This is a genomic window from Streptomyces sp. NPDC086989, from assembly GCF_044745505.1.
Classification (GTDB): domain Bacteria; phylum Actinomycetota; class Actinomycetes; order Streptomycetales; family Streptomycetaceae; genus Streptomyces.
Genome location: NZ_JBIVAL010000001.1, coordinates 534,453 through 546,410, shown reverse-complemented (window position 1 = coordinate 546,410; position 11,958 = coordinate 534,453). Strand labels below are relative to the sequence as shown.

10 protein-coding genes and 2 tRNA genes are annotated in these 11,958 nt (G+C 74.0%); 9 read left to right on the top strand and 3 right to left on the bottom strand.

Annotated features, from left to right (window positions below; genetic code table 11):
- The first annotated feature begins 24 nt into the window (after positions 1 to 24).
- From ACIPK4_RS02620 to ACIPK4_RS02610, 3 genes are all read left to right on the top strand, one after another.
- Positions 25 to 984: a hypothetical protein gene (locus ACIPK4_RS02620; RefSeq protein WP_402308758.1), complete on the top strand. Its 960-nt coding sequence runs from the start codon at positions 25 to 27 to the stop codon at positions 982 to 984.
- Positions 985 to 1,118: 134 nt separating this feature from the next.
- Positions 1,119 to 1,964, top strand: a complete 846-nt coding sequence (locus ACIPK4_RS02615) for an ABC transporter ATP-binding protein (RefSeq protein WP_402308756.1) — start codon at positions 1,119 to 1,121, stop codon at positions 1,962 to 1,964.
- On the top strand, positions 1,964 to 4,384 hold the full coding sequence (locus ACIPK4_RS02610) for an FtsX-like permease family protein (RefSeq protein ID WP_402308754.1): 2,421 nt from the start codon (positions 1,964 to 1,966) through the stop codon (positions 4,382 to 4,384). The genes ACIPK4_RS02615 and ACIPK4_RS02610 overlap by 1 nt, the downstream gene beginning before the upstream one ends.
- 166 nt (positions 4,385 to 4,550) lie before the next feature.
- On the opposite strand, the gene ACIPK4_RS02605 is transcribed toward ACIPK4_RS02610, so the two are convergent.
- Entirely contained in the window at positions 4,551 to 5,171 is a 621-nt protein-coding gene (locus ACIPK4_RS02605) for a DUF4232 domain-containing protein (protein ID WP_402308752.1), read from the bottom strand.
- Between the two features lie 1,366 nt (positions 5,172 to 6,537).
- On the opposite strand from ACIPK4_RS02605, the gene ACIPK4_RS02600 reads away from it, so the two are divergent.
- The 4 genes from ACIPK4_RS02600 to ACIPK4_RS02585 all read left to right on the top strand — a co-directional run bounded on the left by ACIPK4_RS02600 (position 6,538) and on the right by ACIPK4_RS02585 (position 9,409).
- Entirely contained in the window at positions 6,538 to 8,019 is a 1,482-nt protein-coding gene (locus tag ACIPK4_RS02600; protein WP_402308750.1) for a pyridoxal phosphate-dependent decarboxylase family protein, read from the top strand.
- Entirely contained in the window at positions 8,016 to 8,474 is a 459-nt protein-coding gene (locus ACIPK4_RS02595) for an HD domain-containing protein (RefSeq protein WP_402308748.1), read from the top strand. Before ACIPK4_RS02600 ends, ACIPK4_RS02595 begins: the two co-directional genes overlap by 4 nt.
- Positions 8,475 to 8,650: 176 nt before the next feature.
- Positions 8,651 to 8,845, top strand: coding sequence for a hypothetical protein (locus ACIPK4_RS02590; protein ID WP_030297273.1), 195 nt, complete (start codon positions 8,651 to 8,653; stop codon positions 8,843 to 8,845).
- 273 nt (positions 8,846 to 9,118) lie between these two features.
- Positions 9,119 to 9,409, top strand: a complete 291-nt coding sequence (locus ACIPK4_RS02585) for a hypothetical protein (protein WP_402308746.1) — start codon at positions 9,119 to 9,121, stop codon at positions 9,407 to 9,409.
- Positions 9,410 to 9,496: 87 nt separating this feature from the next.
- Here ACIPK4_RS02585 and ACIPK4_RS02580 read toward each other — a convergent pair whose 3' ends face one another.
- Both ACIPK4_RS02580 and ACIPK4_RS02575 read right to left on the bottom strand, forming a co-directional pair.
- Positions 9,497 to 9,700 (bottom strand): hypothetical protein, encoded by a 204-nt coding sequence (locus ACIPK4_RS02580; RefSeq protein ID WP_402308744.1) that lies wholly within the window; start codon positions 9,698 to 9,700, stop codon positions 9,497 to 9,499.
- Between the two features lie 206 nt (positions 9,701 to 9,906).
- A tRNA-Gly gene (locus tag ACIPK4_RS02575) sits at positions 9,907 to 9,977 on the bottom strand.
- 181 nt (positions 9,978 to 10,158) lie between these two features.
- Between ACIPK4_RS02575 and ACIPK4_RS02570 the strand changes: the two genes are divergently transcribed.
- Positions 10,159 to 10,235, top strand: a tRNA-Pro gene (locus ACIPK4_RS02570).
- Between the two features lie 163 nt (positions 10,236 to 10,398).
- A complete protein-coding gene (gene tig / locus ACIPK4_RS02565) occupies positions 10,399 to 11,781 on the top strand; it encodes a trigger factor (protein WP_054226616.1) in 1,383 nt (460 codons plus the stop codon).
- The last annotated feature ends 177 nt before the right edge of the window (positions 11,782 to 11,958 follow it).

The following is an 11,958-nucleotide window of genomic DNA, read 5'->3' as shown; positions in this document are numbered from 1 at the left end:
ATGCCACTTCTGTGGGGGGACCGTATGACTCTCAACCGCAAGCGCGCCGCCTGGACCGGCGCCCTCGTCGCCGCCGTCGTCACGGCCGGCGCCGTGGGCGCCCCGGCGCAGGCCGCCGAGGGCAAGACCATCAAGCCGGTGGCCGACAAGATCCAGCCCAAGAGACTGCCCGCGACCGCCAAGGCCAAGGCCACGACCGCGGCCGCCGCCACGCCCAAGGCCAAGGCCGAGGCCAGGGCGTCGAGCCAGGCGGCCGGGGTCGCCGCCGCGGGCACCGTCTCGCTGAAGCCGGGCGAGGTGCTCAAGTCCGACGAGTACATCGCGACCGCCAACGGCGTCCTGTACATGCAGCCCGACGGCAACCTGGTCCTCGACCACAAGGCCGGCGCCGAGCTGTGGGCCTCCGGCACGTACGGCAACCCCGGCGCCTACGCCGAGTTCCAGGCCGACGGCAACTTCGTCGTCTACAAGAAGGACGTCAACGGGGTCAAGGGCGCGGCCGTCTGGAACAGCGCCACGTGGGGCAACGCGAACGCCCGCATCGACTTCCAGGACGACGCCAACCTGGTCGTCTACCGCCAGGACGGGTCGGCCGCCTGGTCGACGCGCACCTGGGAGGTCCCGGACCACACGCTGACCGGTGGCGAGAACCTGGACCGCGGCACGTGGATGGCCGCCACCAACACGGTCCTTGCCATGGACAACCGCGGCTACTTCGCGGTCTTCGACCGCAGCACGGGCAACGTCCGTATCGCGGCCGGCTCCTACAGCCCCGGCGCGTACGCCCGGATGCAGAGGGACGGCAACTTCGTCATCTACTCGAAGAACGGCGGCGAGGGCAAGGGCGGCGCCATCTGGAACACCGAGTCGTGGGGCAACCCCGGTGCCTACCTCACGTACGGCATGGACTCGACCCTCGTGCTGCACGCGGCCGACGGCTCGGAGCTCGGCCACTTCAAGTCCGGTGACAACGAGCAGGGCTGATCCAGCGCCCACAGGCCGGCCCGGGGTGGGGTTTTCCCCACCCCGGGCCGACCGGCTTCCGCCATGGTTCCGGGCCCCTGAGCCTCCGTAGCGTCGTGACCACGATCGACGGTGGACACGGAAGGCGGCACATCATGGGGATCCGGCGGAGCAGGCGCCAGCGCGGGACCGGGCAGGAGGCGTACGAGGCGTACGAGGGCGTCGGGCAGCAGCCGCACGGCGGCGCGGCCGCCGTCGAACTGCGCGGTGTGCGGCGCGAGTACGGGCGGGGCGCCGCCACCGTGCACGCCCTGCGCGGCATCGACCTCAGCCTGCCCCGCGGCAGCTTCACCGCCGTCATGGGGCCCTCCGGGTCCGGCAAGTCCACCTTCCTCCAGTGCGCCGCCGGACTCGATCTGCCCAGCGCGGGCTCCGTCCGCCTCGGCGGCACCGAGATCACCGGCATGAACGAGAACGAGCTCACCGAACTGCGCCGCAGCCGGCTGGGCTTCGTCTTCCAGGCCTTCAACCTGCTGCCCTCTCTCACCGTGGAACAGAACGTCCTGCTCCCGATGCGGCTCGCCGGCGCCGGAACGTCGGGCCCCGTCCGTGACCGGGCCCGCGACCTGCTCGCCCGCGTCGGCCTCGAAGGCAAGGGCGGGCGCCGCCCCGCCGAGCTCTCCGGCGGCCAGCAGCAGCGCGTCGCCATCGCGCGGGCCCTGGTCACCCGGCCCGACGTCGTCTTCGCCGACGAACCCACCGGCGCCCTCGACACCACCACCGCAGCCGAGGTCCTCGGCCTGCTCCGGGCCGCCGTCGACTCCCTCGGCGCCACCATCGTCATGGTCACCCACGACCCCGTCGCCGCCTCCCACGCCGACCAGGTCCTCTTCCTCGCTGACGGGCTGATCGCCGACCGGCTGCCGCCCAGCTCCGCCACCGACATCGCCGCCCGGATGACACTCCTCACCGCACCGGCGTACGCGGGAGCGGCCGCCTGATGCCGCTGCACCCGAACGGCCTGGCCCGTGCAGCGGTGCGGTTGCGCCCCGCCGCCTTCGCCGGCACCTTCGTCGCCCTGCTCATGACCGTCGCCATCGTCTGCGCCTGCGGCATCCTGCTGGAGAGCGGCGCCCGGGCGGGCGTCCCGCCGACCCGCTACGCCCACGCCCCCGTCGTGGTCGCCGCCGACCAGCAGATCCACCGCCGGGTGGGCAGCGGAGACGGCGCCTACGAGGAAGCGGTGCCGGTGCCGGAGCGGGCCCGGGTCGACGCCGCCCTGGCGGCAGGACTGGCCCCGCTCGGACGGGCCGTGCCGGACGTCGTGTTCCCCGTACGCGGCGCAGCGGGCACCACCGCCGAGGCCTCGGGCTGGGGATCCACCGCCTTCACCGGCGTGCAGCTCGGCCGGGGCAGGGCCCCGGCGAACGCGGGCGAGGTCGTCCTGGGTGTGGGTACGGGTACAGGTGCCGCTGCGAGCCGGGCCGCGGGCACCGGCGCGGACGCCCCGGGCGACCGGGTCACGCTCGACACCCCCGTCGGAAAGCGGGAATTCCGCGTCGTGGGACACGCCGCCGGCACCGGCGTCTGGTTCTCCGACGCCGAAGCGCGCACCCTCTCCGGGCACCCGGGCGCCCTCGACGCCGTCGTCCTCCTCGACGCCGACCCGGCCCGGGTCCGTGCTGCCGTCGACGGCCGCGCCCAGGTGCTGACCGGCGCCGACCGCGCCGTCGACCCGCAGCTCGCCGGCGCCAGGGAAATGCTGATCGGCCTCGGGGGCTCCTTCGGCGGCACCGCCACCCTCGTCGCCGTCTTCACCGCCGCCGCCACCGTGGCCCTGTCCGTCGGGCAGCGCTCCCGCGAGTTCGCGCTGCTGCGAGCCGTCGGAGCCACCCCGCGCCAGATCCGCCGCACCATCGCCACCGAGGCCCTGCTCGTCGCACCGGCCGCCGGGGCACTGGGCTGCATCCCCGGCATCGGCCTCGCCGCCTGGTGGTTCGGACAGCTCCAGGCCAAGGGTGCGATCCCCGCCGGCGTCGAACTCACCGTCTCCTGGCTCCCCCTCGTCACGGCCGCCGCCACCGGACTCGCCACCGCACTGCTCGCCGGCTGGGCCGCCGCCCGTCGGCCCGCCCGGATCCGGCCCGGCCAGGCCCTCGCCGAAGCCGCCGTGGAACGCCTGCGCCCGGGGTGGATCCGCACGCCCCTGGGCATCGCCGCCCTCGCCGGCGGCGCCACCTGCGCGGGCCTGGCCGCCACCGGCCGCGGGGAGGACGCCGCCAACGCCGCGCTCGGCGTCGTCATGCTCTTCATGCTCGCCGTGGCCCTGCTCGGCCCCCTGATCGCCCGTGCCTGCGCCGCAGTACTCGGCCTCCCGCTGCGCGCCGGCAGCGCGTCCGGCTCGCTCGCCGCCGCCAACTCCCGTACCAACGCCCGCAGGCTCGCCTCCGCGATCACCCCGATCGTGCTCGCCATGGCCTTCTCCTCGACCCTGGTCTTCCTGCACACCAGCGAGGAACGGGCCGTACGGCAGCAGCAGGAGGCCGGCCTGATCGCCGACCACGTGATCGCCGACCCGTCCTCCGACGCCACCCGCGCGGGTGTCGCGATCACCCGTACCTCCGTCCTCGCGATGACCGGCACCGGCGCGGAGCGCTCGCTCCGGTCCGCCTCCGCGCAGGGCGTCGCGGGCGACGTCACCACCGTGCAGGACCTGGGCGTCCGCGAAGGCAGCCTCGCCGCACTCCGGCCCGGCACCGTCGCCGTGGACCGCACCCTCGCCGACTCCGCGCACGCCGGCGTCGGCGACCGCATCGAACTCCGCCTCCCCGACGGGACCCCGGCCACCCCCGAGATCGTCGCCGTCTACACCCGCGGCCTCGGCCTCGGCCAGGTCACCCTTCCGGCGGCCGACCTCACGGGCCGCACCACGGCCGGACACCCCACCGAACTCCTGATCCGCGGCCCCGTCCCGGCAGGCATCGGCCCGGCGGTGTCCGTCTCGGACTGGACCACCGCCCGGAACACGGACCGCGAGGTCAACGCCTGGGCCAACACCACCATGGCGGCCGTCCTCGGGGGCTTCGCCGCCGTCACCGCCGCGAACACCCTCGTGATGACCGTCCTCGACCGCCGCCGCGAGCTGCGGATGCTGCGCCTCGTCGGCTCCACCCGCCGCCAGGTGCTGCGCATGCTCCGCTGGGAGGCCCTCCTGATCGGCGGCGCGGGCGTCGGCCTCGGCAGCGCCATCGCCCTGGCCACGCTGTTCCCGCTGACCAAGGCCGTCACCGGGGCGCCCCCGCACATCCCGCCGCTGCTGTACGCCTCCTTCGCGGCCGCCGCCCTGGCCCTGGGCCTGGCGGCCACCGCGCTCCCGGCCCGCTGGACCCTCCGCCGCGACAGCCGGACCGCAACGGTCTAGCCGGAACCGTACGTCCGTCCGTCCGTACGTCCGTACGTCCGTACGTCCGTACGGATGGGCGGACGCGACGGCGCGCCCCGCGGCCTCGCGCGGGGCGCGCCGCCGGCCGCAGGTCCGTCGAGCCGTCAGGGCGTCAGCCATTAGCCCGTCGGGGAGGCCCGGGCGGTCACCCGGCCAGCGCCCTCCAGGGACCGATCCCGAGCTTCCCGGTGTTCCCGAGGTCGACGGAATGGCCGAGCTCCAGCTGCAGCCGGGGCGCACCGGGCCGTGGAGTCACGTCCACCACCCATCCCTCGACGGCGGCCACCGTCGTATCGGTCACCAGGTTCCGCCACACCATCCCGACCGTGGCCGCCTGTCCGGGCCGGAGCTCCACCTGCTGCGGGGCACCGTCCACGCCGGTCAGCGCACCGGTGATCCCGTCGGTCCCGTGCACGACCGTCACGTCCACCGGGGCCCGTTTCCTGTCCAGCAGCCGGATCTCCGGATAGCCCTCGAGTACGTACGGCTGTGCACCGCAGTTGACCAGCTGGATGTCGGCCACCCGGAGCCCCATCGCGGAATCCCCGCCGCCCTCCCGGAGCCGCACGCCCCCCTCGGGGCAGGCGTCCGGCTGCAGGGAACCGACCGCCGGGGGCACCGGCCGCGACGTACGGGGGGAGGGCGCGGCCCCGCCCCAGCTGGGCCCCGGCGCGGGCGCGGGCGGGGGCGGCGTATCGCACCCCACCACCAGCCCGGCCAACAGCACGCCTCCGACAACCCCACCGGCCCACCGAGTCCCCACCATCCCCCGACCCTACGCCGCCCCAAGTCCCCACCCCCAACGCCCCCTTCCCGGCCACCGCCGCCCCCCTTCGCAGCCCAGCCCCCTCGGTGCGCCCCTTCCCTGCCGGGCGGTGGCCGCCCAGCCGGCCCCGTCGGCGCGGCGCCCCCAGCCGGCCGCCGGTGCGCCCCGCCCGGCCCGGGCGGCACGCCCCTGCCTGGCCCGTTGGCGCGCGCTGCCAGTCGGCCGGCTCCTCTGCCTTGCCCGTTGGCGCGCGCCAGCAGTTGGCTGCCGACGTGCGCCCGTCCGGCCCCGTCGGCACGCCCGTGCCCGGCCTGTTGGCGCGCTCCCAGTTGGCTGCCGACGTGCGCCCGTCCGGCCCCGTCGGCAGGCCCGTGCCTGGCCTGTGGCGCGCTCCCAGTCGGCCGCCGGTGTGCCCCCGCCCGGCCCCGTCGGCATGCGCCCCGGCCTCACCGCCGCGCACCCCTTCCCGGCGGGGCGGCGGCCGCTTCCCTGCCCGGCGGTGGCCGTCTGGCCGGCCCTCGGTGCGCGCCCGCCCGGCCCCGTCGGCACACTCCTGCCCGGGTTCACCGGTGTGCGTTTCCCGGCCCCACCACGGCGCACCCCTTCCCTGCCGGGCGGTGGCCGCCTGGCCGGCCCTCGGTGCGCCCCGCCTGGCCCCGCCGGCGCGCTCCGCCTGGCCCCGCCGGCGCGCTCCCAGCCGGCCGCCGATGCGCCCCCCTCCGGCCCGGCCTGGGCACCCCCTGCCCGGCCCCGACGCCGCACACCCCCAGTCGGCCGCCGGTGCGCGCCCGCTAGCCGGCCGCCGGTGCGCGCCCGTCCGGCCCGGCCGGCACGCCCGTGCGTGGTCCGTTGGCGCGTGCCCCCGCCCGGCCCGGCTGGCGCCCCCGCCCGGCCCCACCGGTGTGCGTTCCCCGGCCCCACCGCCGCGCACCCTTTCCCTGCCGGGCGGTGGCCGCCCGTGTCCGCCCGCCCGGCCCTGCCAGCACGCCGCCGCCTGACCCCGTTGGCGCGCGCCCAGTCGGCCGCTGGTGCGGGCCCGTCCGGCCTCGGCGGCCCACCCCGCCCGGCCCCGTCGGCGCACCCCTGCCCGGCCCCGTCGGCGCACGCCCCCGGGCGGTGGCCGCCCGTCCGGCCCCGCCCGCGCCCGGGGCGCGGGACCCGGGGCGCGGGCGGGGCGCCCCTTACAGCCCCGCCCGCGTAAGGCGCGGCACGGGGCGGAGCCCGGACGTCCGGGCTCCGCCCGGGGTCGCTTGCGCGGCGGTGCCGCGGATCGGGCCGGATGACCGGACCGGACCGGATGACCGGACCGGCCAATCGCTGGGGATTGGCCGGTCCGCCGCGCCCGGCGGGTCCCTACCGTGCCCCCATGGACCGCACGCTCGCCACCGATCTCGCCCGCCTCCCCGAACTCCTGGAGGCCACCCGCCGCACCGCCGCCGACACCCTCGAAGCCCTGGACGCCCGTCCCGTCGTACCCCCGCCGCCGTCCGCGCCCTCGCACCAAGCGGAGCCGCTGCCCGTCCACCCCACCGGCACCGCATCCGCCCTCGACGCCTTCGCCCAGCGCTGGGCGCCCCGGCTCTCCGCCTCCGCCGGCCCCCGCTACCTCGGCTTCGTCACCGGCGGAGCCACTCCCGCCGCCCTCGTCGGGGACTGGCTGACCTCCGTCCACGACCAGAACTCCAACTCCGCCCTGGACCCCGGCGGTCAGGACCTCGAACGCGAAACCATCACCTGGCTCCGCGACCTGTTCGGCCTCAGCGACGCGCACGCCGGGACCTTCGTCAGCGGGGCCACCATGTCCAACACCACCGGCCTCGCCATCGCCCGCGAGTGGCTCGGCGAGCGCCTCGGCGTCTCCCCCTCCGAGGACGGCGCGGCAGCCCTCGGCCCGGTCCGCGTCCTGTCCGGAGCCCCGCACTCCTCCATCGCGAAGGCCCTGTCCGTCCTCGGCCTCGGCCGTAGCTCCCTCGTCCCCGTCCCGACCCTGCCCGGCCGTGAGGCCGTCGATCCCGCCGCCCTGGACCGCGCCCTCGCCGACACCCCCGGACCGGCCGTGGTCGTCGCCAACGCCGGCACCGTCAACACGGTGGACTTCGATGACCTCCGCGCGATCTCCGCTCTGCGCGAACGCCATGCGTTCTGGCTCCACACCGACGCCGCCTTCGGAGCCTTCGCCGCCCTCTCCCCGGAGCACGCCCACCTCGTCGACGGCCTCGACGCCTCCGACTCCGTCTGCATCGACCTGCACAAGTGGCTGAACGTCCCCTACGACAGCGCCGTCCAGTTCACCCGACGCCAGGACCTCCAGGCCCGCGTCTTCCAGAACGCCGCCGCCTACCTCGGCCCCCTGGGCGAGCGCCCCGACCTGGTCCACCTCACTCCCGAGAACTCGCACCGGCTGCGCGCCCTCGCCGCCTGGTTCACGCTCCGCGCGTACGGCCGCGAAGGCCACCGCGAGATCGTCGAGCGCGACATCGCCTGCGCCCGCTCCCTCGCCGCCGCACTGGAGGAGGACCCCGCCTTCCGCGTCCTCGCCCCCGTCCGCCTGAACGTCGTCTGCTTCACCCTCGCCGACGACCCCGCACCGGCCCGTCTGACGGCCCTTCGGGAGGCGGCACAGGAGGAGGTCTTCGTCACGCCCACGGTCTACGCGGGAACCCCCGCCCTGCGCGCGGCGTTCTCCAACTGGCGTACGACGCACGCCGACGTACGCCGCGCCGTGCAGGCCCTGCGTAAGGCGGCGGCACTGGGGGCACACGCGACGGGGACGACACGTACGACACCTGCGACACCTACGACACGTACGACAGGGACGACAGGGACGACTGCGAAGGGGACCGCATGACGCAGCAGCAACCGCTGACCCTGATCGAGGTCGAGGCGCTGGCGCGCTCCGCGCACGAGGGCCAGACCGACAAGGCCGGCCGGCCGTACGCCGAGCACCTCGCGGCCGTCGCCGAGGGAGTGCGTGCCCGCGGTGGCAGCCCGGAGCAGCAGGCCGCGGCGTGGCTGCACGACGCCGTCGAGGACGAGGCGCTGAGCCGGGAGTGGCTGGATTCCGCGGCTCTTCCGCAGCCCGTCAAGGACATGGTGCTGGCGGTCACCAAGCGCCCCGGCGAACCACTGGAGGAGTACGCGGCCCGGATCCTCGCCACCCCGGGCGCCCTCCTCGTCAAGGAGGCCGATCTGGCGCACAACGCGGATCCCGCACGGCTCTCCGTACTGGACGGCCCCACCCGGGAACGGCTGTCCGCGAAGTACGCGTATGTCCGCTCCCTCCTCGGCCTAACCGGGGCGTGACCCCGGCCCCCCGGACGAAATGTGCCCGGTGCGCGAGCGGTTGGCGGGAACGCTTCGATGCCGATTCGCCACGGGGCGGATAGCCGGGGCCCGTTGGTGGGAGGATGGACCATGTGGGGGCGCGCGCGGCCGTGCGCCCCGGGCCGACCAGGGGACGACCGAAGGTGTGATCAGTAGTGGCCATTTCGCTGTCAGTGGTGGTTCTGTTGGCGGTCATCCTGGTGGTGCTCGTCCGCGGCAACCACATCAAGGCCGGCCCCGCGATCGTCGCGGTCCTCTTCGGCTTCTTCCTGGCGTCCAGCTCCATCGCGCCCGACGTCAACCGCTTCCTCAACTCCCTCGCCGACACCATCGCGGGCATCAAGCTCTAGTTCCGTCAGCCGAAGCCGGTCCCACCCGCACGGGGACCGGCGCATCCGCCGACCGCCGGTGCCCCGGGCCGTCCGCGAGATGCTGTGCGACAGGCCGGACGATACGATGAAAAACGGCATCAGCACGGCGTAACGGAGCGAGACCTCCCCCCTCGGCGCCCCGTGCGACCGCTGCCGCGGGATCACAACCGTCACGCCTCACCGGCCGCACCGTCAGCGTCCAAGGCAGGTTGAACGATGAACCGGACACGTCGTCTTGCAGTACTCGCAGTCTTGGCGGCCCCCGCTCTCGCGGTGGGCCCCGTCGTCGCCGCACACGCCTCGACCACCGCGGCCCCCGCCGCCGCGAAGTGCAACGTCGAGGTGGATTCGGCCGGCAAGTACCACGTGTGGGGTCAGGGGTTCCCGGCCGGCACGACGGTGACCTACTCCGGATCCACCTCGGGCTCGGTCCCCATCGATCAGTCCGGGCGGTTCGACCTCGGCGGCCTCACGGGAAGCAAGTACGTGGTCAAGACGGCCGACGGCAAGACGACGGTCACGTGCACCGAGGTCCACCACTGAGACCCTCCCCGTCAGTCCCCCCGCTCGCTTTCCGCTGTTCGGGGCCCACCGCCGCCCGATCGGGCGCGTCAGGGGCACGCTCGTCCACTACGACTCGTCCACCACGGTGACTCCTGCTCGAAGCATCCGCATGGTCACCTCGTCCGCCAGTGCATCGTCACAGATCAGGTGCACCATCGGCCGATCACCTTTCGTGGTCGGCAGGTAGGCATCGCCGACACGATGCAGTTCCCACCGATCCCGCTCGGTGGTCCACATCGCCGCATACTCCGACAGATCCCACTCACGCATGGCCACACCCCCCTTGGCAGGACCGTACCGCGCGGGAGCCGGGCGAACCGGTGGCCGGCACCCATTCCGGGCTCCTGACGCCGCTATGCGCGACCGCTCGGCGGCGCTGCCCGTGTGGCGGGGGCGCGCCGAGCTGACCGGCGCCCCGGGAACGACCAAGGGCCAGGTCGAGGAAACATCCTCTGACCTGGCCCTTCGTGCTTCAGAGCGGGCGACGGGAATCGAACCCGCGTAGCTAGTTTGGAAGACTAGGGCTCTACCATTGAGCTACGCCCGCAACACGTGCGCCGCAGGTCCGGGGACCGCGGCACGGACAGCATCCTAGCGGGTCGGGCCGGGGGAGTGCACACCCCATTGCGCCCCCGCGGCGCGGTGTCCTGAATCGGTGTCCTGAACCGTTCGCTCAAAACCCAGCGCATCAGAGGGTCTCCGGGCATGTACCCTACGTGTCGCACCGACGGGGTGTGGCGCAGCTTGGTAGCGCGTCCGCTTTGGGAGCGGAAGGTCGTCGGTTCGAATCCGGCCACCCCGACCACAACCACCGCCATCGCAAGATCGCGTTGTGGGCTGATTGCCGCTTGCGGTTACTATGCAAGCTGCGTGCCCGTGTGTCTGATGTACCGGGCCGAATCCGCCGAACCGCTGAATCGCAGCGCGGACGCAGAACCCCAAGCAGTCAGCCACAAGGAGACCGAACCGTGAAGAGCGCCGTGGAGACCCTGAACCCGACTCGGGTTCGGCTCACTGTTGAGGTGCCCTTCGAGGAGCTCAAGGACAGCCTCGACGCGGCGTACAAGAAGATCAACCAGCAGGTCACGGTGAAGGGCTTCCGCAAGGGCAAGATCCCCGCCCGGGTCATCGACCAGCGCTTCGGTCGCGGTGCGGTGCTGGAGGAGGCCGTCAACGACGCCCTCCCGAAGTTCTACACCGAGGCCGTCAACGAGGCCGACCTGAACCCGCTGGGCCAGCCCGAGGTCGACATCACGGAGCTGAAGGACGGCGAGCTGCTGGCCTTCACCGCCGAGGTCGACGTCCGCCCCGAGATCGAGATCCCGGACTACTCCGGCATCGAGGTCGAGGTCGACGCGGTCGAGGTCTCCGACGAGGACATCGAGAAGTCGGTCGAGCAGCTGCGCGGCCGCTTCGCGTCCACCAAGGACGTCGAGCGCGCCGCCCAGGACGGCGACGTCGTCACCATCGACCTCGAGGCCAAGGTCGACGGCGAGGTGCTGCCGGACGGCGTCGCCTCCGACGTCTCCTACACCATCGGCTCGGGCGAGCTCCTCGACGGCATCGACGAGGCCGTCAAGGGCCTGGAGGCCGGTGGCGAGGCCACCTTCACCTCCCAGCTGAAGGGCGGCTCCGCCGAGGGCAAGGACGCCGAGGTCACCGTCAAGGTCACCAAGGTCTCCGCCCGCGAGCTTCCGGAGCTGGACGACGAGTTCGCGCAGATGGCGAGCGAGTTCGACACCCTCGAGGACCTCAAGGCGGACAGCCGCAAGCGCCTCGAGAACATGAAGCAGTACGACCAGGCCACGCAGGCCCAGGAGCGCGTCCTGGAGAAGCTGCTGGAGCTCGTCGAGGTGCCGATCCCCGAGAAGCTGCTCGAGGACGAGGTCAACACCCGCAAGCACAACCTGGAGCACCACCAGCTCGGCCAGATGGGCCTGACCATCGAGAAGTACCTGGAGTTCCAGGGCAAGACGGTCGAGGAGTTCGACGCCGAGACCAAGGACCAGGCGATCAAGGGCATCAAGACCCAGTTCGTCCTGGACGCGCTGGTCAACAAGGAGAAGCTGGGCGTCGACCAGGAGGAGCTCACCGAGCACCTCATGCGCCGTGCCGCCTCCTCCGGCATGTCCCCCGACCAGTTCGCCCAGGCCGTCGTCGAGGGTGGCCAGGTCCCGATGCTCGTCGGCGAGGTCGCCCGCGGCAAGGCCCTCGCGGTCGTCGTCGAGGCCGCCAAGGTCGTCGACACCAACGGTGAGGTCATCGACCTCTCGGACGACGAGGACGAGGTCGAGACGGCCGCCGAGACCGTCGAGGCCGCTGTCGAGGGTGACGCCGAAGAGGCCAAGTAACACCCCGGGTGCCGCCCCGTGCGGCACCCGCCCAGCAGCAACCCGAAGGGCCCGTACGCAGCCGCGTACGGGCCCTTCGGCGCACCGGCGCAAGGCCCTGCGACAGGCCCCTCCCGGCGGCCCGCACAGGGCCCGTGCCCCGCCTCCGCAAGGGCCGCGGACCTTGCGCTCCGAGCG

Excerpts from the sequence above, each read along its gene's own strand:
- ACIPK4_RS02620 (WP_402308758.1), top strand. The coding sequence starts at position 25 with ATGACTCTCAACCGCAAGCGCGCCGCCTGGACCGGCGCCCTCGTCGCC.
- ACIPK4_RS02615 (WP_402308756.1), top strand. The coding sequence starts at position 1,119 with ATGGGGATCCGGCGGAGCAGGCGCCAGCGCGGGACCGGGCAGGAGGCG.
- ACIPK4_RS02610 (WP_402308754.1), top strand. The coding sequence starts at position 1,964 with ATGCCGCTGCACCCGAACGGCCTGGCCCGTGCAGCGGTGCGGTTGCGC.
- ACIPK4_RS02605 (WP_402308752.1), bottom strand. The coding sequence starts at position 5,171 with ATGGTGGGGACTCGGTGGGCCGGTGGGGTTGTCGGAGGCGTGCTGTTG.
- ACIPK4_RS02600 (WP_402308750.1), top strand. The coding sequence starts at position 6,538 with ATGGACCGCACGCTCGCCACCGATCTCGCCCGCCTCCCCGAACTCCTG.
- ACIPK4_RS02595 (WP_402308748.1), top strand. The coding sequence starts at position 8,016 with ATGACGCAGCAGCAACCGCTGACCCTGATCGAGGTCGAGGCGCTGGCG.
- ACIPK4_RS02580 (WP_402308744.1), bottom strand. The coding sequence starts at position 9,700 with ATGCGTGAGTGGGATCTGTCGGAGTATGCGGCGATGTGGACCACCGAG.